Genomic DNA, 19,542 nt, shown 5'->3' with positions numbered 1-19,542 from the left:
GAGGTTTGGTCACTGGGATGTTCGGTGAGTCCAGATCCGATTCTGTCCTCTGCCCTTCGAAAGTCAACACAAACGAACAATTTTGCAACTTTTCGATCATCGCGAGTTGGACGCCGATGAAGTGCACAGTTGTCGAGAACCCCCGCCTGCTCCGCCGCGCCGAATGCAGGATCGAAGAAGCCCAGCGAGAGGTGGCGAGAAAACAGAAAGGATCCAACAACCGACGAAAGGCGGTTCGCAAGGTCGCTCGCCTGCACGCCAGGGTCGCCGATGCACGCAGGGACCTTAATCACCAGACTTCGACCAGCATCATTCGCGATAACTAAGCGGTGTACATGGAGAATTTGGCCGTGAACGGTCTCGCTCGCACGCGGTTGGCGAAGTCAGTTCACGACGCCGGCTGGTCAGCTTTCGCGTCGATGCTCGAGTACAAGGCGATCCGTTATGGACGCACATTCCATCGTATCGATCGGTGGTTTCCGTCAACCAGGATGTGTTCGACGTGTGGGACTGTCGGCGAAAGGAAGCCACTGAACGTCCGCGCGTGGACTTGCGGATGTGGCTCCGTCCACCACCGAGACCACAATGCAGCCAAGAATATCCTCGCGGCGGGACGCGCCGAGAGACTAAACGCCTGTGGAGCGAGGGTAAGACCGGCAGCGATGTCGGCGCAGCGCGGCGAAGCAGGAACCCACCGAGGTAGCCGACCGGCTGCGGTAGAAAATCCCGACCCCAGGGTCGAGGAGGATGTCAAAATGACTTTTTCTGGGCAAGAAGAAGCTGGGGAGGCGAGTACCACTTTGAGGTAAGGGCCACCTGATAATGGGTTGGGTCCCGGGTGGGGAACCGTACCCCTGGGGTAGGTAGCCGGTGCCCCCGCGGCGGGGCACCATGGTTTTCACCAGTCGGCGAAAGGTTGGACCGCAGGAGGTAAGTCAACACTCGAAACGCCACATGCTGAGAAGAGAACACCTCACCGGAACCCGAACCCGGTGAGGTGTTTTCGTCTGTTCTGCCGGGTGGGTCAGAACTCCATGCCCGCGTCGGCGCCCATCTGCATGGTGGTGTTTCCGCCGTCGAGGGATTCCCGGATGATGTCGGCGTGACCGGAATGGTGGCCGGTCTCCCGGATGATGTGGAGCAGGGTGCGGCGGATCGTCCACCACTGCCGCTCGGGCGCCCAGGGTGCGGTGGGCAGGGGGACGAGCACGTCCAGGTCGTCGAGGCCGGCCACGGCGGCCTCCGTCGCGCGGGCCACCTCGGCGTACTCGGCGAGCAGTCCCTCGAGGGTTTCGTCGTCGCGCATGTAGTACTTCTCCATCGCCCACTCCATGTCGAATTCCGCGTTCTCGTCCGGCTCGAGAATGGTTTCGACCCAGTGCTTTTCCGTGTGGGACACGTGCTTGATCAGTCCGCCGAGCGTCAGGTCGCTGACGGTCGAACGCTGCCGTGCCTGTGCGTCGTCGATGCCGCGGACGGTGATCAACAGGGTGGCTCGCTGCTCCTGGAGGATCTGGAGGAGGTCGGCGCGCTCACCGGTGGCCGGGGACTTCTGCGAAGTGGTCATGAGAAGAACAGTAGAAGCAATTGAGGTCAGAAACGGTCCTCATTAGGAAGGCCTTCTCAGGGTTTTTCTCGGGGTCCAAGTTGGGTGCCTTCCTGGATGTGCGGAAAGCGTCCGCCGCGAAGGATTCTCGGTATGAACTTCGACTCTCCGACACCGGCGCCCCGGCCTTCGCGCCGACGCGTGTGGCCCCGCGTTCTCGGCGGCATGGTGTCGCCCGTCCTCGTCGCCGTCACGGTGGGAGTCGGCACGTTCGCCTACGCCTCGACCGCCGCGGAGAGCGACGCCGGCGGGCAGATGGAATTCAGGCGAGCCCTGACGATTCCATCGCTCGCGCCGGGTGTTGCGGGCCCCTATTTGGGTACCCCCACGGTGACGCGCCATCTCGATATCGCCGGGTCGAGCCGGATCGGCGCGGGCGAACCCGCGATGCCCCACCAGCCCGCACCCGGGTGACCCCGCCCGGTTCTCTCTTCGGAGTCCGCCCAGCCCACCGATGATCAGCCCACCGATGAAAGGAATCATCATGATCCGCACGACGATGACCGCACTGGCAGCCGTGGCTCTCGTGTTCGGCGCCGCGTCCGTGACCCAGACCGCTGCCGCCCACCCGGCCTGCAACTCCTCCTACGAGGGCACGACCAACGACGAGTACGACCCGGACCCCGACTTCACGGGGACGACCAACGACGAGTACGACCCCGATCCCGAGTACTCGGGCACGTCCAACCGCGAATACGACCCGGACCCGGAGTTCCACGGCAGCACCGATCCGTGCCAGGTGTGAGTCCGGTCAGCGGTTCCGGCGCAGCCACGGAGACACACCGGGAGCGAACAGGGCGAGCACTCCCACCGCGACGAGGGCGCTGTAGGCGAGCGGCGCCCATTGCAGCACACCGGCGGTCGCGTCACCGGCGTCGGACAGCAGGGTCCACAGGCCCACTCCGCCGGCGACGCTGAGGACGCCGACGACGGCGAGGGTGATCTGGCCCGCCGGTTTCCGGGCGCGCAGGAGTTGTATGCCCAGCAGTCCGAGGAGGATCAGGACGACGGCGATGGCACCGCTGCCGATCAGCGTCAGGTTCACCGTGTCGGTGATGTCCGTCGCGGAGTCCCCGGGATTGTCCGCGGCGACCGACGCCTCGAGGGCGTCGCGGACGGCGCCCAGGTCGAGCGCGATGGCGCCGGCGATTCCGGCGAGAACGACGAACGATCCCACCCAGGCGGACAGCGACACCGCGACGGCCTTCGGGGTGTCATCGGTGGGGGTGGCGCGCAGCGGGCTGACCGCGAACTCCGGACGCGGCGGTACGGGTCGCGGCGGTTCGGGCCGGCGTGGCGGCTGTTCGGGTGTCGTCACGCTGCGATCCTATCGACCTGCCGTAGCGTGGCGTGCCGACGCGCGGGTCCGCGTCGGCGGCCTCGCTACGGGAAGGCCTCGAAACAAGGCGCCGAAAAAAGATGTGGGCATCCGGGAACAAATCTCCGCACCCCTCCGTTGAGCCTTACGACAACATGAGCGTGCAAGACTCAAGTTCGAATTGACTCCCGACGGTGTCGGAGTGCAAACTTGAGCGGAGGGCGCTCACTAAGCGCCAACATCGCAGTTCAGTAATGAAAAACCTGCCCACAGGACTGCAAAACGAAAGTGAGGAACACTATGGCTCGTGCCGTCGGTATCGACCTCGGTACAACGAACTCGGTCGTGTCTGTGCTGGAAGGCGGCGAGCCCGTAGTGGTCGCCAACGCCGAAGGTTCACGCACCACCCCGTCGATCGTCGCCTTCGCCAAGAACGGTGAGGTGCTGGTCGGTCAGCCCGCCAAGAACCAGGCCGTCACCAACGTCGATCGCACCATCCGCTCCGTCAAGCGCCACATCGGTACCGACTGGAACGTGGAGATCGACGGCAAGAAGTACACGCCCCAGGAGATCAGCGCGCGCACGCTCATGAAGCTGAAGCGCGACGCCGAGGCGTACCTGGGTGAGGACATCACGGACGCCGTGATCACCGTCCCCGCGTACTTCGAGGACGCCCAGCGTCAGGCCACGAAGGAAGCCGGCCAGATCGCCGGTCTCAACGTCCTGCGCATCGTCAACGAGCCCACCGCGGCCGCACTGGCCTACGGCCTGGACAAGGGCGACAAGGAACAGACCATCCTGGTCTTCGACCTCGGTGGCGGCACCTTCGACGTCTCGCTGCTCGAAATCGGCGACGGCGTCGTCGAGGTTCGCGCCACGTCCGGTGACAACCACCTCGGTGGTGACGACTGGGACGAGCGCATCGTCACGTGGCTCGTCGACAAGTTCAAGGCTCAGAACGGCATCGATCTGACCAAGGACAAGATGGCACTGCAGCGTCTCCGCGAGGCTGCCGAGAAGGCCAAGATCGAACTGTCCTCGTCGCAGAGCACGTCGATCAACCTGCCCTACATCACCGTCGACGCGGACAAGAACCCGCTGTTCCTCGACGAGCAGTTGTCCCGCAGCGAGTTCCAGAAGATCACGTCCGATCTCCTCGATCGCACCCGCGCGCCGTTCCAGGCCGTGATCAAGGACAGCGGCATCGCCGTCAAGGACATCGACCACGTCGTGCTCGTCGGTGGTTCCACCCGTATGCCCGCAGTCTCCGATCTGGTGCGCGAGCTGACCGGTGGCCGTGAGCCCAACAAGGGCGTCAACCCGGACGAGGTCGTCGCCGTCGGCGCCGCCCTGCAGGCCGGTGTCCTCAAGGGCGAGGTCAAGGACGTGCTGCTCCTCGACGTCACCCCGCTGTCCCTCGGCATCGAGACCAAGGGTGGCGTGATGACCAAGCTCATCGAGCGCAACACCACCATCCCGACCAAGCGTTCCGAGACCTTCACCACCGCTGACGACAACCAGCCGTCGGTGCAGATCCAGGTGTTCCAGGGTGAGCGCGAAATCGCCTCGCACAACAAGCTGCTCGGCTCGTTCGAGCTGGCCGACCTGCCGCCCGCCCCGCGTGGCGTGCCGCAGATCGAAGTCACCTTCGACATCGACGCCAACGGCATCGTGCACGTGACCGCCAAGGACAAGGGCACGGGCAAGGAGAACACGATCAAGATCCAGGACGGCTCCGGTCTGTCCAAGGAAGAGATCGAGCGGATGGTCAAGGACGCCGAGGCTCACGCCGAGGAAGACAAGGCCCGCCGCGAAGAGGCCGAGGTGCGCAACCAGGCCGAGTCGCTGGTGCACCAGACCGAGAAGTTCATCAAGGACAACGAGGACAAGGTGCCCGCCGACGTCAAGGAGAAGGTCGAGGCTGCCATCAAGGAAGCCAACGACGCTCTCGCAGGCACCGACATCGCGGCCGTCAAGACCGCGGTCGAGAAGCTGGCCACCGAGTCGCAGGCCCTCGGCCAGGCGATCTACGAGGCCAGCGCCGCTGAGGAAGCCGCCAACACCGACGGCTCCGGCGCGAATGGTGCCGACGACGTCGTCGACGCCGAGGTCGTGGACGAGCCGTCCGACTCGGAGAAGAAGTGACGTCCGACAACACCGAGCAGGAACCGGTCACTTTCGTGGACAAGCGGAAGATCGACCCCGAGACCGGTCGGACACGGGACGCGGAGCCGGTAGTGGAGCCCCTCGCGGGCACCGCTGCCGCCCCGCAGCCCGGCTCGGTGGACGAAGGGGCCCTGCCGGAGACGGCAGCTCCGGAGACGGACGAGTTGGCGGAGCGCACCGCCGACCTGCAACGACTGCAGGCGGAGTACGCCAACTACCGCCGCCGCGTCCAGCGCGACAAGCAGGCCGACATCGCGAACGCCAAGGCGTCCGTCGTCGGTGAGCTCATCGCGGTGCTGGACGACCTCGACCGTGCACGCAGCCACGGCGACCTCGACTCGGGGCCGCTGAAGGGTGTGGCAGACAAGCTCACCGGCACTCTCACGTCGCTCGGCCTGAGCGAGTTCGGCGCCGAGGGCGACGCATTCGATCCGGCGCTGCACGAGGCGGTGCAGCACGAGGGCGAGGGTCACGACCCCGTTCTCGGCACGGTGATGCGAAAGGGCTACAAATTCGGTGATCGCGTCCTGCGGCATGCGATGGTAGCTGTGATCGATCGCGCAGGCGATGCCGGCGCGAACACCTCCGACGAGGCGGCGAAGCCCGCCGAGTCGGAACAAGAGTAAGAGCGAGAGGAGGAGACGCCCAGTGAGCCAACGGGAGTGGATCGAAAAGGACTTCTACAAGGAGCTGGGCGTCTCGTCCCACGCATCCGCGGACGAGATCAAGAAGGCGTACCGCAAACTCGCCCGCGACCTTCATCCCGACGCGAACCCCGGCGACACGAAGGCCGAGGAGCGTTTCAAGTCCGTCAGCGAAGCACACGCCGTGCTCTCGGACCCTGCCAAGCGCAAGGAATACGACGAGGCCCGGCGACTGTTCGCGAGCGGCGGTTTCGGGCAGGGCGGCGGCGGATTCAACCCCGGAGCCGGTGGTTTCGGCCAGGGCGGATTCGACATCAACGACCTGTTCGGTGGCGGCGGCGCGGCGGCCGGTGACGGCGGCCTCGGCGACATCTTCGGTGGCCTGTTCAATCGCGGCGCCGGTGGCGGCGGCGCGACCCGCACGACCAACCGTCCCCGTCGTGGCAGCGACGTCGAGACGGAGACCACCCTCGAATTCCGCGAAGCCACGCTCGGCGTCACGGTTCCGCTGCGTCTGACCAGCCCGTCGCCGTGCACCACCTGCCACGGCAGCGGTGCCAAGCCGGGAACCAGCCCGCGAGTCTGCCCGCGTTGCAACGGGACCGGAATCGTCAGCCGCAACCAGGGCGCGTTCGGGTTCAGTGAGCCGTGCGACGACTGCCGCGGTACCGGCTCCATCATCGACTCGCCGTGCGAGGTGTGCCACGGCAACGGCGTCACCAACCGGACTCGCACCATCACCGTCCGCGTCCCCGCGGGTGTCAGTGACGGACAGAAGATCCGGCTGGCAGGCCAGGGTGAGGCCGGCCTGCGCGGCGCACCGTCCGGCGACCTGTTCGTCACGGTCCGGGTGCGTCCCGACAAGGTGTTCGGCCGCAACGGCGACGACCTCACGCTCGTCGTTCCCGTCAGTTACGGTGAGCTCGTGCTCGGAACCACCGTCTCCGTCCCCACCTTGGAGGGGCGTGTCGGTGTGAAGATTCCGGCGGGCACCGCCGACGGCCGGGTTCTGCGGGTGCGCGGGCGAGGCGTCCCCAAGCGTGCCGGTGGCGCCGGTGACCTATTGGTCACGGTCAAGGTCGCCGTTCCGCAGAAGCTCGACGACCCGGCCACCGAAGCATTGAAGACCTATCTGGAAGCAGAGAAGGCCAGCGGATTCGATCCGAGGGCCGGGTGGGCGGGTGCTTGATGAGCGATACGACTCAGGATCCACGCGAGAGCGCCGTTGATCCGGACGCCCAGATCTTCGTGATCTCGGTGGCCGCGGAACTCGCCGGCATGCATGCGCAGACGTTGCGCAACTACGACCGGCTCGGTCTCGTCACCCCGCACCGCACGTCCGGTGGCGGCCGACGGTACTCGCCGCGGGATGTGGCGTTGCTCCGCGAGGTGCAACGCCTCTCGCAGGACGAGGGTGTCAACCTCGCCGGCATCAAGCGGATCATCGAACTCACCAACCAGGTGGAGGCTCTGCAGCACCGGGTTCGCGAGCTGGCCGAGGAGATCGCGAAGATTCACGCCGGGTACCGGCGCGACCTCGTTCCGATCCCGCGGAGCAACGCGCTCGTCGTGTGGAAGCCGCGGCACCAGCGCTGACCCGGCGATCTCTCGGGTGAACCGAACCGATGTCGCACTGGTCCTGTCGGAGTGAACCAGTGCGACATCGGGCCCCAACCCCCGGCTTATCGGTCGCGGTTGCCCCAGCGGGGCCCGCGACGGGTGCGTGATCGCGGAATGTTCATCTCCTCGAGACGTGCCTTGATCTCCTCGGTGGTCCACATCGTGCGGGAGACGGTGGGGGTGGGGGTCTCGGTGACGTGCATGATCATGTTCTGCGGCTTTCGTCGAGTGTTCGGTGGATGGTCGGGATCGGCTGTCAGGGGTGTCCGTACAGGTGGTAGCCGGCGTTCATGTTCGGGTAGCCCGAGTCGATCCAGCTGCTGATGCCGTAGGCGTGGCCGTAGTTGGCGTCGACGCGGGTTCCGTCCACGTCGGTCGTGTTGCTGTAGTTGTCGGCGCGGAACACGGCCTGGGCACCGCCGGGGAGCGAGTACGTGGCATCCACCTCGACGCCGTTCGGGTCGGTGGAGAATGCCTTCACGATCTGGCTGCTGTGCGGGGCGAGGTAGTCCGACGGCGCCTGAATCCACTGCCCGTAGGGGTTCGACGAACCCGCGAGGACCATCGGCAGGTCGGTGTCGTTGCTGATCGTCATCGCGATCGTCGGTCCCGATGTCGGCATCGTGCCCGCCGTGGCAACCCCGGCGGCGGCGATGGCGAATCCGGTGACGGCCACTGCGGTGGCGGGCAGTGCGATGAAGAGTGCGACGCGGCGACGGGCGGTGGTGCGCATGATGGCTTCTCCTGGGTTCTGGAACTTCGGGGGTCTGACGCTTTGGGGTGGAACGTCTGGGGCCGTGGGGTTTTCGGTTTCCGATCTCCCCGTTTCCGGTGTGTGTCAACTATGTCGTGAATGCGCGCCGTCGTCTGTCCACCGACAGGACGGAGGGCGGGATGAATCCGGTGTCCACCGATCGGGGGACAGCGGGCCCGCGAAGTGCTCCGCGCGGGCCTGCTCTCGTGAGAAAGTGAGCAATGGACTTCGCTGGAGTCGCTTCGCATCGGACCACGCCGTGAGCGCCGTGCGGGTCGTGGTGGGCGACGACCACCCGATCTTTCGGGACGGTGTCGTCCGTGCGCTCCTCGCGAGTGGCGACATCGAGGTGGTCGGTGAGGCGGACGACGGTGCGGCGGCGCTCGCCCTGATCCGCGAACTCGCCCCCGACGTCGCACTGCTCGACTATCGGATGCCGGAGCTCGACGGTTCCCAGGTGGCGGCGGCCGTGCGACGAGCCGAACTCGCCACGCGCGTGCTGCTGCTGTCTGCGCACGACGAATCCGCGATCGTGTACCACGCGTTGCAGGAGGGGGCGGCGGGATTCCTGCCGAAGGAGTCGACCCGGGCGGAGATCGTGAAAGCCGTCCTGGACTGCGCACAGGGCCGCGACGTCCTCCCCGCCTCCCTCGCGGTCGGACTGGCAGGCGAGGTGCGTCGTCGCAGTGAACCGGTCGGGCCGGCGCTGAGCGGTCGGGAGAAGGAAGTGCTGGCGCTCATTGCGCGCGGGCAGAGCATTCCCACGATCGCCGGTGAGCTGTATCTGGCGCCGTCGACGGTCAAGACCCATGTCCAGCGCCTCTACGAGAAGCTCGGGGTCAGCGACCGCGCGGCCGCGGTGGCCGAGGCGATGCGACGCGGCTTGCTGGAGTGACGTGCCGCATCCGTCCCAGAGTCGCGTAGTTCGTCGTTACAGCACCGAGGCGGTCCGGGTGACCGCCATACTCCGGTTACCGCTGATCGGTCTGATGGCGCTGCTCGGACCGGTGATCCGCGTGACGCACTGGCAACCCGACGTCTTCGCGGGGCTGCTGATCGGGTATGCGGCGGTCGCTCTCGGCTGGCTGATCTTCGTCCTGGTGCGGGACGTCGGACCGTGGGCGGGCTGGGTGTCCACGGCCGCGGACGTCACCGCGGTGGTGGCGTTGTGCGTCGTCTCCGGCGGCGCGACGTCGGTGCTGCTCCCGGTGTTCTTCCTGTTGCCGATCTCGGTGGCGTTTCAGTACCGGCCGCGTCTGACGGCGATCGTCGGCGTCTGCACCGCCGTCGGGTACCAGGTGGTGTGGATCGTCTACTCCAAGCGCGACGACGCAGTCGGCTTCCCCGACGAGGTGTACCTCTACTTCGGTTTCCTGTTGTGGCTCGCGGCCGCGACGACGGCGTTGTCGTACGTGCTGGTCCGGCGCTCTGCGACGGTGATCTCGCTGATGGATGTGCGCAGGCAGTTGATCGCCGAATCGATGGGTGCCGAGGAACGCGAGCGACGGCAACTGGCCGAGGACCTCCACGACGGGCCCCTGCAGAATGTGCTGGCGGCCCGGCTGGATGTGGAGGAGGCCCTGGAGCGGAACCCGGACGACATGCTCGTCGCCGCCGAGTCCGCCCTCCGCGAGACCGCGGCGCAGCTGCGGTCCACCGTCACCACACTGCATCCGCAGGTCCTCGCGCAGCTGGGCCTCACCGCGGCGCTGCGCGAGCTCGCGGATCTCTACGCCCGGCGGGGGTTCGAGATGACGGTGAGCGTCGACGACGTCGGTCACCCCGACTGCCAGGAGCTGCTCTACCGGGTGGCGCGGGAACTGCTCACCAACGTGTCGAAGCACGCCCGCGCCACCACGATCGAACTCGCACTCACCCGCGCCGGCGGGCGGACCACGCTGACGGTCGCCGACGACGGCGCCGGATTCGACCCGGCCGTCGTCCCGGAACGGGTGGCGCAGGGGCACATCGGACTGGCGTCGCACATCGTGCGGGTCGAAAGCCTCGGCGGCACCTTCGACGTCACGTCCTCACCCGGATCGGGCACCCGAGTGGTGGTGACGGTCCCGGACTCCGGCTGATCCAGGCCCGGCGAGGTCACTGTGGGTGGCGGCCCTCGGCGAATTCCTCGACGATCTTCGCGCAGAACGCGGGTAGGTCGTCGGGGTTGCGGCTCGACACCAACCCGTTGTCGACCACCACTTCCTCGTCGACCACGGTTCCGCCCGCGTTGCGGATGTCGGTGCGCACGCTGGGATACGACGTGAGAGTGCGGCCGCGGACGACGTCGGCCTCGACCAACGTCCACGGTCCGTGGCAGATCACGCCCACCGGTTTGCCCGAATCGACGAAGTCGCGGACGAAGGCGACGGCGGACGCGTCCATCCGGAGGTGGTCGGGGTTCGTGGTACCGCCGGGCAGGATCAATGCGTCGAAGTCGGCGACCGACACGTCGCCGACGGCGGCGTCGACGGCATAGGTGCCTGCCGCGTTCACATCCGAGTTCATGGCCTGGATCTTGCCGGGGGACAACGAGATCAGCCGGACCTCCGCGCCGGCGTCCTCCACGGCCTTCCGGGGTTCGACGAGTTCGACTTCCTCGACGCCGTCGGTGGCCAGGATCGCGACCTTCCGGCCGCGAAGTGTCTCTGCCGATGTCATGGGCACTTCCTTCCTTTCGTGGGAACAAGCGACGGGTACCCAGGTGGCCCGCGGCCAATCGGGTGGGGATCAGAGCCGTCGGAGATCGGTGGTTGCGGGGCCCTCGAGAAGTGTTCCGCCGGCAGTGAATCGGGACCCGTGCAGCGGGCAGTCCCACGACGCCTCCGCATCGTTCCAGCGGAGCACACCACCGAGGTGCGGGCAGACGGCGCAGACCCGCTCGGTGTGACCGTTCGAGGTGTACTCGCCGACGGGCAGCAGTCCCTCTCGCACGATGCGAGCCCGGCCCTTCCCGCGGTGTCTCCCCACGAGTGCGTCGCCCCAGCCCGCAGCCATCTCCCTCGCTACCTCGCCGTTCGCCTTCACCGCCGCGGGAAGGTCGAAAAGCTGCGTCGGCGAATAGCTCTGGAAGGCCTCCGCCCACCGCATGTGGCCACCGAGAATGCGTCCGGCGAGCGCAAGAGCGGCGGCGACGCCGTTCGAGAGTCCCCACTTTCCGTACCCCGTCGCGACGAGAATGCCGTCTCTGCCGGGAACCAGTGGGCCGACGTAGGGAAGCGCGTTCAGCGAGGAGTAATCCTGCGCCGACCAGCGGTGGGTCGGCGTCGCCCCGGGAAAGTGACGGCCGGTCCAGGCCAGCAGATCGTCGACCGCGGCCTGTGGCGACGTGCTTCGCCCGACGTCGTGACCGTTGCCGCCGACGACCAGAACACGGCCGTCGTCGGCCGGGCGCAGCGACCGTGTGGGCTGATCGGCGGTCAGGTACATTCCACCGGGGGCACCGCCCGGCACCCGGAACGCCGCCGCATAGGATCGCTCCGCCGTCAGCCGCGCGAAGAATCCTCCGCGGTCGAGGATCGGCGTTCCCGTCGCGAGAACCACGCGGCGGGCTTCGATGTCGCCGTCCGGCGTCGACAGGACGTGGAATCGCACCAGCGTCCGGACCGATGTCACGCGACGGTGCTCGAACACGTCGCCGCCGTGCGTGATCAGGTCGCGGGCCACCGCATGGAGAACGGGCATCGGGTCCAGGAACGCCTGGTCGTCGATTGTGACGGCGTCGACGTGGGGCACCGGGATGTCGAGTTCCGGCACCAGGCGGACGGGCAGGCCCGCCGATCGGGCGGCCGTGTACTGAGCGCGCACCGCGTCGACGCCGGACTCGGTCTGCGCGAACGTGAAATCCGGTGCCGTGCCGACGGGAATCTCGCGGTCGTGGCAGTACCGGAGCAGCCACTGCTGGCCCTCCAGATTTCCCTCGACGTACGACCGCAGGATGTGCACCGCGTGACGTCGGCCGATCTCGGCGAGCCGGGTACCTTGCAGCACACTGACCTTGCCCGTGGTGTTCCCCGTCGTGACGGCGCCGATGGTCCGCGCTTCCACGACGGCGACGTGTTGTCCCGCACGGGCGAGCAGCAACCCGAGGATCAGTCCGGTCACCCCCGCGCCCACCACCACGGTGTCGTACCGTCCACGTTCGTCCCATGACCGCCCGGTGACCGCACCGCGGTGCCCGGCGACGTGATCGAGCCACAGAGAAGGCATTACGGCTTCAGGAGAATCTTCACAGCGCCGTCTTCCTTCTTCTGGAAGATCTCGTACGCGTGCGGCGCGTGGTCCAGTGGCAGTTCGTGAGTGGCGAACGTGTCGACGCCCAGGGGGTCGGCGTCGGTGAGCAACGGCAGAATGTCCGGGACCCACCGCTTGACGTTGGCCTGGCCCATCCGCACCTGAATCTGCTTGTCGAACAGGGTGAGCATCGGTATCGGGTCGGCCATTCCGCCGTACACCCCGATGAGCGAGAGGGTTCCGCCGCGCCGCACGATGTCGATGGCCGAGTACAGGGCGTGCAGCCGGTCGATTCCCACCGTCGACATCAGCGGGCCCGCGAGGGCGTCGGGCAGGTACGACGTGACCTGTTGCAGGAGTTTCGCGCCGGGGGAGCCGTGCGCTTCCATGCCGACGGCGTCGATGACGGAATCGGGGCCGCGGCCGCCGGTCATCTCCCGGATCACGTCGCCGAGTTCGCCCTCGGCGTCGGTCAGGTCGACCGTCTCGATGTGTCGTGCCTGCGGGCGGGCGAGACGCTCGGGCACGAGATCCACGCCGATGACACGAAAACCCTTGTGCGCAGCGATACGTGCCGCCATATCACCGATCGGCCCGAGCCCGAGAACGACGACGGAACCGCCGTCGGGTATGTCCGCGTACTCGACGGCCTGCCACGCCGTCGGCAGCACGTCGGACAGGTACACGAAGCGCGAATCCGGTGGGCCGTCGGGAACCGTGATGTGGGTGTTCTTCACGTGCGGCACTCGAAGATACTCGGCCTGGCCGCCGGGAACGCTCCCGTACAGTTTCGAATACCCGAACAGCGCCGCACCCGTGCCCTCGTCCCGGTTCTGGGTGATCTCGCACTGCGTGAACAGCTTTCGGTCGCACATGTGGCAATTGCCGCAGGATATCTGGAACGGGATCACCACCCGGTCGCCGACCTTCACGTCGGTCACCTCGGACCCCACCTCGCGGACGATGCCCATCGGTTCGTGGCCGAGGATGTCGCCCTCGCTCATGAACGCGCCGAGCACCTCGTACAGGTGGAGGTCGGAGCCGCAGATGTTGGTGGTGGTGATCTCGACGATCGCGTCGGTCTTCTGTTCGATCACGGGGTCGGGGACGGTGTCGACGCTGACCTTCCGTTTGCCCTGCCACGTCACGGCTCTCATCGGGCTCTCCGGTTCGCCTTCTCGATCGCGTCGACGAGTTCGTCCTTGGTCATCGTGGACCGGCCGTGTATGTCGAGCCGCTGCGCGATGTGCACGAGATGGTCTTTGCTCGCATTGGCGTCGACTCCCTCGGCCGTCTCACCGGACGCGTTCGGGCCGCCGCTCTTCGCGCGCTCGTCCGACGGGCCCTTCTCGTCCTTGGCCTCCCAGTGGTCCCCGACCTTCTCGTAGCTGTGTTTGAGGGCGTCGTACGCGACGCGATGTGCCCGTTCCTCGTCCCCGTACTGATCCATTGCGGAGTCGTACACCTTGGCGAACGTGCGCTGCGCCTTCTCGGACGACTTCTTCAGCGTCTCGGGGAGCTCGCTCTTCTTCGGCTTGCCGCTGTCGGTGGTCTTCGGCACGGAATTCCTCCTCGGGTGTAGCGGTGCCCGTTCGGACGAATACCCGACTCTCGGAGATCTATGCGAGCGGGGGAGGAACTCGACCGGGCGCGGAGACCAACGCCTGCTCGAGCAGTTCCAGGGCACGGTCGGTCGTTGCGGTCACGACGTCCTGCGGTTCACCGTCGAATCGGTGCATCTCGGTGTCGATGCGGCCGTGAGCGAAGAGTCCGAACCAGACGGTCCCCGGCGGTTGCCCGTCCTGAGGGTCGGGGCCGCCCGCACCGGTCACCGCGACGGCGATGTCGGCTCCGAGCAGTTCGGCGACCGCTCCGGCCATCGCGCGGGCACTGGCCTCGCTGACGACGGGACCGTCCGGCACCTTCAGCACCCGGTGCTTCACTTCGCTGGAATACGCGACCACGCTGCCCCGATACCAGTCGGAGGAGGCGGGCGCCGCGCCGAGAATGCACGAGATCTGCCCGCCGGTGAGCGATTCCGCCGTTGCGAGGAAGACGTGCGCGCTCTGCGCAGCGGTCGAGATCCGTTCTGCGATTCGGTGCTGCGGACTCATGGACCTCACGTTATCGGACGTGTTCCGGCGCGGAGTTGCCGTCGGCACCCGCGAGCTAGGTGGAACAGGTTTCAGTTTTGCCGGTTTCCGGTTAGGGTGTCGGTGACCCAGGACACAGAAAATCCAGGCCGCCGGACCACGCGCCTCGGCGTCGCGGGAGTAGAAGGATTACAGATGACCGACGAGTTCGCAGATCTGCATCGACCCGCCTTCGCTGCAGACCTCCTCATCACTGCACTGGAACGCAACTCCGACAAGCCTGCGCTCTACCTCGGCGACGTCGTCCTCACCGGCGGTGAGATGCGCGATCAGATCAGTTGCTTTGCGCAGGCACTGGCTTCGCTCGGAATCGGTAAGGGCACGAGCACCGCCATGCTGTCCAAGAACAGGCCCGAAGTGCTCATCAGCATGGGCGCCACCATGATCTCCGGATGCCGCGCCAGCGCGCTGAACCCGATGGGCTCGCTCGACGACCATCTGTACATCGTCGGCGACGCCGAGATCCAGACGTTGATCTTCGATCCCACCGCCTTCGAGGAGCGCGCCGCCGAACTGGTGGCGCAGTCGCCGTCGATCGAGAACGTGTTGTCGTTGGGGCCGTCCGAAGTGGGCACCGACATTCTCGCGCTCGCCGACACGTTCACTCCGCAACGCCTGCGGGCGGCGGACGTGGCGGCCGACGACAACAGCAGCATGGTCTACACCGGCGGCACCACCGGCAAGCCCAAGGGCGTCGTCGGCTCGTACCAGTCCGGCGCGACGCTCAATCAGATCCAGATGGCCGAATGGCAGTGGCCCGACGAACCGCGTTTCCTCATCTGCACGCCGCTGTCGCACGCCGGCGCCGCGTTCTTCATCCCGACCCTGCTGCGTGGTGGCGCGCTGATCGTGCTGCCCGCGTTCGAGCCCGGTGCCGTCCTCGAGGCGATCGAGAAGCACAAGATCTCGGCCACGATGCTCGTCCCCACCATGATCTACCTGCTGATGGATCACCCCGACCTGCCGAAGCGGGACGTGTCCAGCCTGCAGACGCTGTTCTACGGCGCCTCGGCGATGTCGCCGGCCCGGTTGAAGGAGGGCATCGAGAAGTTCGGCCAGATCTTCTTCCAGTTCTACGGCCAGACCGAATGCGGAATGACCATCGCGGTGCTGCGGAAGGAAGAGCACCTCGCGGACGATCCCAGCCGGCTCGCGACGTGCGGGCGTCCCGTGCCCTGGCTGAACGTCGCCCTGCTCGACGACGACCTGAACGAGGTCCCGCAGGGTGAGCTCGGCGAGATCTGCGTCCGCGGCCCGCTGGTCATGAAGGGGTACTGGAAGAAGCCCGACGAGACCGCCGAGGCGTTCCGCGGTGGCTGGCTGCACACGGGCGACGTCGCGCGCAGGGACAAAGACGGATTCATGACGATCGTCGACCGCAAGAAGGACATGATCGTCACCGGCGGATTCAACGTGTTCCCCAGGGAGATCGAGGACGTCATCTCGGCGCATCCCGCCGTCGGCTCGGTCGCGGTGGTCGGCGTTCCGGACGAGAAGTGGGGCGAGGCCGTCAAGGCGTGCGTCGTGTTACGGGCCGGGCAGACGGTCGATGCCGCCGAACTCGTCGAACGGGTACGGGCCGCGAAGGGATCGGTGCACGCCCCCAAATCGATCGACTTCGTCGACGCGCTGCCGCTGACCCCGCTCGGAAAACTGGACAAGAAGGCGCTGCGCTCCCGGTACTGGGAAAGTGCAGACCGAGCGGTCGGATAGCACGACCAGGACAGGAAACAAGGGACCTGGTCTGCGGCGTGGCGCCCGCGCCTATAGTCTGCCCAAGTACTTCGCGGCGGGGCCGCGTTCGGTCGGTGACGAGGATGCGCGGTGGATTCACAGGCAATATCGCTGGTCCGGTCGAGTTTCAAGGCTATCGCGGCGGTGCCGGACGGGCCTCAGACTCTGTCGCGGTCCTTCTATGCCCTGCTGTTCGCGCGGTATCCCGACGCCCGGGACTTCTTCCCCGCGGCCATGGACGCGCAGCGCGACCGGTTGATCTCCGCCGTCCAGTACGTGATCGAACGGCTCGAGGAGGAATCCGGGCAGATCCTCGCCTACCTCGCCCAGCTCGGCCGCGACCACCGCAAGTACGGAATCGAGGACGCGCACTACGTCGCCGTCGGCAACTCCCTGATCGCCGCGGTCGAGCAGTTCCCCTCGACCGAGCCGTGGACCGACGAACTCGAGCAGGCGTGGCGCGACGTCCTCGCCGTCGTCGCCGCCACCATGATGGATGCGGCCAACGCCGAGAGCGGCCCGCCGGCGTGGGGCGCGACCGTGATCGAGCACCTTCAGGTCCGCAAGGACGTGTCGATCGTCCGCCTGCAACTCGACGAGCCGATGACCTACACCGCCGGCCAGTACGTGAGCGTGCAGGTGCCGTCGCGTCCCCGGATGTGGCGGTACCTGTCACCGGCGAACCCCGCCAACGACCAGGGCATCATCGAGTTCCACGTCCGACGGGTGTCGGGCGGTTGGGTCAGCCCCGCCATCGTCAGCCAGACCCTCGTGGGTGAGCGGTGGGCGATCGGATCCCCGCTCGGCGACCTGGGAGTCCGCTACGGCAACAGTCGCGACATCCTCATGATCGGATCGGGGACGGGCATCGCCCCGCTGCGCGCGCAGATCCTCCAGATGTCGCAACGCGGCCAGGACCGCCGCGTCCACCTCTTCTTCGCCGGCCGGTACCCCTGCGACCTCTACGACCTGGGCACCCTGTGGGCACTCGCGGAGCAGAATCCGTGGCTGACCGTCGTCCCGGTCACCGAGGAGGACGAGGACCCGTGGTGGTACACCGGCCCGAGCAGCGCCGCGTTGCCCGGCATGCACCGCCGGCTGACCGGCAAAGTGGGGCAGGTCGTCGCCGACTTCGGGACGTGGGCCGAGCGCGACATCCAGCTCGTCGGCTCCGACGCGATGATCAACACCACCAAGTTCCGGCTGCACGCGGCGGGCACTCCGCCGGAAAACATCCGGCACGATCCGTCCTACTGACCCGAAGGCTCAGTAGGGGTCGAACTGAATGTTCGCCGTGGGCGTCCCGGTGTCGCGGAGACGGTCGAGGGTGGCGCGGACCATCGCCGCCGAACCGCACACCAGCACCTGGTGCTCGGTGAACGCGCCGTAGGACGTCACGACGTCGGGCAGTGAGCCCTCGATGAGATCGTCCTCGGTGAACCCCACGTCCACTCTGGTGCGCTCGTACCATTCGTCGGTCCAGTCCGGATTCACGACGTTCTCCACCACCGGAATGACGGTGAGCCACGGCAGATCCTGCAGCAGCAGGTAGAGCATGTCCGACGCGTAGAGATCGCGCGGCGTCCGATCGCCCGTGAACAGGAACACCCGCGGCGGATTCGGCCTGCGCGACAGGTCCAGCAGGATCGACCGGAACGGGGCCAGGCCGGTGCCGCCGGCGATCATGATGACGTCCGGCCCGTCCTCGTCGACGGACATCGTGCCGCGCGGCTCGAGGATCTGCCACTGGTCGCCGGGCGAGGTCTCCGTGACGATGTCGCCGCTGACCCAGCCGCCGGGAACCGTCCGGACGTGGAATTCGAGCTTGCCGTCCAACGACGGCGGCAGAGCGGGGGAGAGTCTGCGCAGCAGCCGCGGGTTCTGGGGCACGCTCACGTCCACGTACTGCCCCGGCACGAACGGGACGTAATCACCGACGAGGCGGATCACGGCGAGGTCGTGCCGCAGACGGTGATGCTCGACGACGGTGCTGGTCCAGGTGGTCTGCGTGGCTTGCATGGCGTGATGCTCTCCCGACGGTCGAACCGGATGGCGGATGGGCGGGGACGGCTGCGGAACTAGATCAGGGGGTCGTGCCGGATCAGTTCGGGCGGTGTACCGCCGCCCTGCAACGCGTACACGGTGGTCTTGATCATCGCCGGCGAACCGGAGATCTGGATCTGCCGGTCCGCCCACGACCCGAACCGGGCGACGACGCGGCCGAGCTGCCCCTGGAGTCGTTGATGCAATCCCGGCGGCGCCTCCGGAGCGGGAATCGTGTGCCACCACGGGTCCTCGTCCTCCTCCGACACGGGAACCACGGTCAGCCACGGATTGCTCAGCGACAGATGCCACAGGGTCTCGATGTCGTACAGATCGCACGGGTACTTGCCGCCCACGAACATGTGGACCCGCGGATTGTTCGACCGCATCGCCATTTCCATCACCTGGGCGCGCAGCGGCGCGATGCCCGTCCCCGAACCGATCATCAGGACGTCCTGCCCGCTGTCGCGGTCGACCTCGAGGCCACCGAGCGGGGAGCTGAGCAGCCAGCGGTCGCCCACCTGCGTCTCGTTCACGATGGCGGGGCTCACCCACCCACCCGACACGCGGCGCACGTGGAACTCGAGCTGACCGTACGGATTGGCGGGGATGGCCGCCGACAGATACCGCCACATCCGGGGCCGTTGCGGGATCTGGACGCTGAGGTACTGGCCCGCACCGTAGGGGATGGGGGAGTCGGTCTCGAGACGGACGATCGCGAGGTCGTCGAGGCGGCGTTCGTGATCGACCACGGTGGCGCCCCACGCGGCGGGCAGGTCGTCGTTGTCCGCGGCGTCGGCCATCGTGTGGAGGAGGAGGTCGAGCAGTTCCGTCCAGGCCGCGGTCAGCGAGGGTGTCCAGATGGCCTGGGTGAAGGAGCTCTGCACGGAGACCAGCAGCGCATTGCCCGACGCGAAGTAGTGCCTGCCCTCGACGCCGTACTTGCGGTGGTCGCGGCCGAGCTGGCTCAGGAAACCGAGGACCCGGCCCTCGTCGTCGAGGTTGTCGATGACGAACTGCAGTGCCTGGAACAGGCGGTGGCCCTGCTGATCCAGCGCAGCAGGGAAGAGCGCGCGGAATTCGGGGTGTTCGGCGAACAGGGTGGCGTAGAACGTGGTGGTGAGCCGGTTGCGTCCGTGTTCGGTGGACACGATCGACGAAAAGCTGGCGCGCAGACGCGAAATCACGAGCGGATCGAGGCAATCTCGTGTCAAGCCGTCCCCTGCCTCCGTGCCTGCTGATTCGAACACCCGCATTCTAGCCGTCCCGCG

General features: G+C 67.0%; 23 protein-coding genes. 12 read left to right on the top strand and 11 right to left on the bottom strand.

Annotated features, from left to right (window positions below):
- Positions 1-17 precede the first annotated feature (17 nt).
- The gene (locus JVH1_RS08935; protein ID WP_083849868.1) at positions 18-326 is read left to right on the top strand and encodes a transposase; all 309 of its coding nucleotides are present in this window, start codon (positions 18-20) and stop codon (positions 324-326) included.
- A 9-nt stretch (positions 327-335) separates the two neighbouring features.
- Positions 336-809 (top strand): transposase, encoded by a 474-nt coding sequence (locus JVH1_RS08930; RefSeq protein WP_237735282.1) that lies wholly within the window; start codon positions 336-338, stop codon positions 807-809.
- 215 nt (positions 810-1,024) lie between these two features.
- Here the strand turns inward: JVH1_RS08930 and JVH1_RS08925 are convergent, their stop codons facing one another.
- Positions 1,025-1,567 (bottom strand): DinB family protein, encoded by a 543-nt coding sequence (locus JVH1_RS08925; protein WP_009478755.1) that lies wholly within the window; start codon positions 1,565-1,567, stop codon positions 1,025-1,027.
- A gap of 132 nt (positions 1,568-1,699) precedes the next feature.
- Here JVH1_RS08925 and JVH1_RS08920 point away from each other — a divergent pair, with 132 nt between their 5' ends.
- Together JVH1_RS08920 and JVH1_RS08915 are read left to right on the top strand one after the other, a co-directional pair.
- Complete coding sequence (locus tag JVH1_RS08920; RefSeq protein WP_009478756.1) at positions 1,700-2,020, top strand: hypothetical protein; 321 nt, start codon at positions 1,700-1,702, stop codon at positions 2,018-2,020.
- A 70-nt stretch (positions 2,021-2,090) separates the two neighbouring features.
- Entirely contained in the window at positions 2,091-2,351 is a 261-nt protein-coding gene (locus JVH1_RS08915) for a hypothetical protein (RefSeq protein WP_005238337.1), read from the top strand.
- Between the two features lie 6 nt (positions 2,352-2,357).
- On the opposite strand, the gene JVH1_RS08910 is transcribed toward JVH1_RS08915, so the two are convergent.
- Positions 2,358-2,924 (bottom strand): hypothetical protein, encoded by a 567-nt coding sequence (locus JVH1_RS08910; protein ID WP_009478757.1) that lies wholly within the window; start codon positions 2,922-2,924, stop codon positions 2,358-2,360.
- A 300-nt stretch (positions 2,925-3,224) separates the two neighbouring features.
- Here JVH1_RS08910 and dnaK point away from each other — a divergent pair, with 300 nt between their 5' ends.
- The 4 genes from dnaK to JVH1_RS08890 are packed head-to-tail and all read left to right on the top strand — an operon-like array spanning position 3,225 to position 7,330.
- Entirely contained in the window at positions 3,225-5,069 is a 1,845-nt protein-coding gene (dnaK, locus tag JVH1_RS08905; RefSeq protein WP_009478758.1) for a molecular chaperone DnaK, read from the top strand.
- The gene (grpE, locus tag JVH1_RS08900; RefSeq protein WP_009478759.1) at positions 5,066-5,716 is read left to right on the top strand and encodes a nucleotide exchange factor GrpE; all 651 of its coding nucleotides are present in this window, start codon (positions 5,066-5,068) and stop codon (positions 5,714-5,716) included. The genes dnaK and grpE overlap by 4 nt, the downstream gene beginning before the upstream one ends.
- A 22-nt stretch (positions 5,717-5,738) precedes the next feature.
- A complete protein-coding gene (gene dnaJ / locus JVH1_RS08895) occupies positions 5,739-6,923 on the top strand; it encodes a molecular chaperone DnaJ (protein ID WP_005238348.1) in 1,185 nt (394 codons plus the stop codon).
- Positions 6,923-7,330: a heat shock protein transcriptional repressor HspR gene (locus JVH1_RS08890; RefSeq protein ID WP_011597686.1), complete on the top strand. Its 408-nt coding sequence runs from the start codon at positions 6,923-6,925 to the stop codon at positions 7,328-7,330. Before dnaJ ends, JVH1_RS08890 begins: the two co-directional genes overlap by 1 nt.
- An 86-nt stretch (positions 7,331-7,416) precedes the next feature.
- Here JVH1_RS08890 and JVH1_RS08885 read toward each other — a convergent pair whose 3' ends face one another.
- Positions 7,417-7,563 carry a hypothetical protein gene (locus JVH1_RS08885; protein WP_009478761.1) on the bottom strand — a complete coding sequence of 49 codons (147 nt, stop codon included), beginning with the start codon at positions 7,561-7,563 and terminating at the stop codon, positions 7,417-7,419.
- Between the two features lie 47 nt (positions 7,564-7,610).
- A complete protein-coding gene (locus tag JVH1_RS08880) occupies positions 7,611-8,087 on the bottom strand; it encodes a hypothetical protein (protein WP_009478762.1) in 477 nt (158 codons plus the stop codon).
- Positions 8,088-8,376: 289 nt separating this feature from the next.
- Here JVH1_RS08880 and JVH1_RS08875 point away from each other — a divergent pair, with 289 nt between their 5' ends.
- Together JVH1_RS08875 and JVH1_RS08870 are read left to right on the top strand one after the other, a co-directional pair.
- Positions 8,377-9,003, top strand: coding sequence for a response regulator transcription factor (locus JVH1_RS08875; protein ID WP_025432069.1), 627 nt, complete (start codon positions 8,377-8,379; stop codon positions 9,001-9,003).
- Position 9,004: 1 nt separating this feature from the next.
- On the top strand, positions 9,005-10,189 hold the full coding sequence (locus tag JVH1_RS08870; protein ID WP_009478763.1) for a sensor histidine kinase: 1,185 nt from the start codon (positions 9,005-9,007) through the stop codon (positions 10,187-10,189).
- Positions 10,190-10,205: 16 nt separating this feature from the next.
- On the opposite strand, the gene JVH1_RS08865 is transcribed toward JVH1_RS08870, so the two are convergent.
- The 5 genes from JVH1_RS08865 to JVH1_RS08845 all read right to left on the bottom strand — a co-directional run bounded on the left by JVH1_RS08865 (position 10,206) and on the right by JVH1_RS08845 (position 14,455).
- Entirely contained in the window at positions 10,206-10,769 is a 564-nt protein-coding gene (locus JVH1_RS08865) for a type 1 glutamine amidotransferase domain-containing protein (protein ID WP_009478764.1), read from the bottom strand.
- Positions 10,770-10,838: 69 nt separating this feature from the next.
- Positions 10,839-12,317, bottom strand: coding sequence for an FAD-dependent oxidoreductase (locus tag JVH1_RS08860; protein WP_009478765.1), 1,479 nt, complete (start codon positions 12,315-12,317; stop codon positions 10,839-10,841).
- Complete coding sequence (locus JVH1_RS08855; protein WP_043781703.1) at positions 12,317-13,498, bottom strand: zinc-dependent alcohol dehydrogenase; 1,182 nt, start codon at positions 13,496-13,498, stop codon at positions 12,317-12,319. Before JVH1_RS08855 ends, JVH1_RS08860 begins: the two co-directional genes overlap by 1 nt.
- A complete protein-coding gene (locus JVH1_RS08850) occupies positions 13,495-13,902 on the bottom strand; it encodes a ChaB family protein (protein WP_009478767.1) in 408 nt (135 codons plus the stop codon). The genes JVH1_RS08855 and JVH1_RS08850 overlap by 4 nt, the downstream gene beginning before the upstream one ends.
- Before the next feature lie 58 nt (positions 13,903-13,960).
- A complete protein-coding gene (locus JVH1_RS08845) occupies positions 13,961-14,455 on the bottom strand; it encodes a CinA family protein (protein WP_009478768.1) in 495 nt (164 codons plus the stop codon).
- A gap of 174 nt (positions 14,456-14,629) precedes the next feature.
- On the opposite strand from JVH1_RS08845, the gene JVH1_RS08840 reads away from it, so the two are divergent.
- Both JVH1_RS08840 and JVH1_RS08835 read left to right on the top strand, forming a co-directional pair.
- Positions 14,630-16,207, top strand: coding sequence for an AMP-binding protein (locus tag JVH1_RS08840; protein WP_009478769.1), 1,578 nt, complete (start codon positions 14,630-14,632; stop codon positions 16,205-16,207).
- A 111-nt stretch (positions 16,208-16,318) separates the two neighbouring features.
- Positions 16,319-17,485: an FAD-binding oxidoreductase gene (locus tag JVH1_RS08835; protein WP_009478770.1), complete on the top strand. Its 1,167-nt coding sequence runs from the start codon at positions 16,319-16,321 to the stop codon at positions 17,483-17,485.
- A gap of 9 nt (positions 17,486-17,494) precedes the next feature.
- Here the strand turns inward: JVH1_RS08835 and JVH1_RS08830 are convergent, their stop codons facing one another.
- Both JVH1_RS08830 and JVH1_RS08825 read right to left on the bottom strand, forming a co-directional pair.
- Complete coding sequence (locus JVH1_RS08830; RefSeq protein WP_009478771.1) at positions 17,495-18,247, bottom strand: FAD-binding oxidoreductase; 753 nt, start codon at positions 18,245-18,247, stop codon at positions 17,495-17,497.
- Between the two features lie 59 nt (positions 18,248-18,306).
- The gene (locus JVH1_RS08825) at positions 18,307-19,527 is read right to left on the bottom strand and encodes a globin domain-containing protein (protein WP_009478772.1); all 1,221 of its coding nucleotides are present in this window, start codon (positions 19,525-19,527) and stop codon (positions 18,307-18,309) included.
- Positions 19,528-19,542 lie beyond the last annotated feature (15 nt).

The organism is Rhodococcus sp. JVH1, from assembly GCF_000280725.2.
Lineage (GTDB): Bacteria > Actinomycetota > Actinomycetes > Mycobacteriales > Mycobacteriaceae > Rhodococcus_F > Rhodococcus_F jostii_A.
Note: the sequence above shows the minus strand (reverse complement) of the source record. Positions and strands in the feature narration are given on the sequence as shown.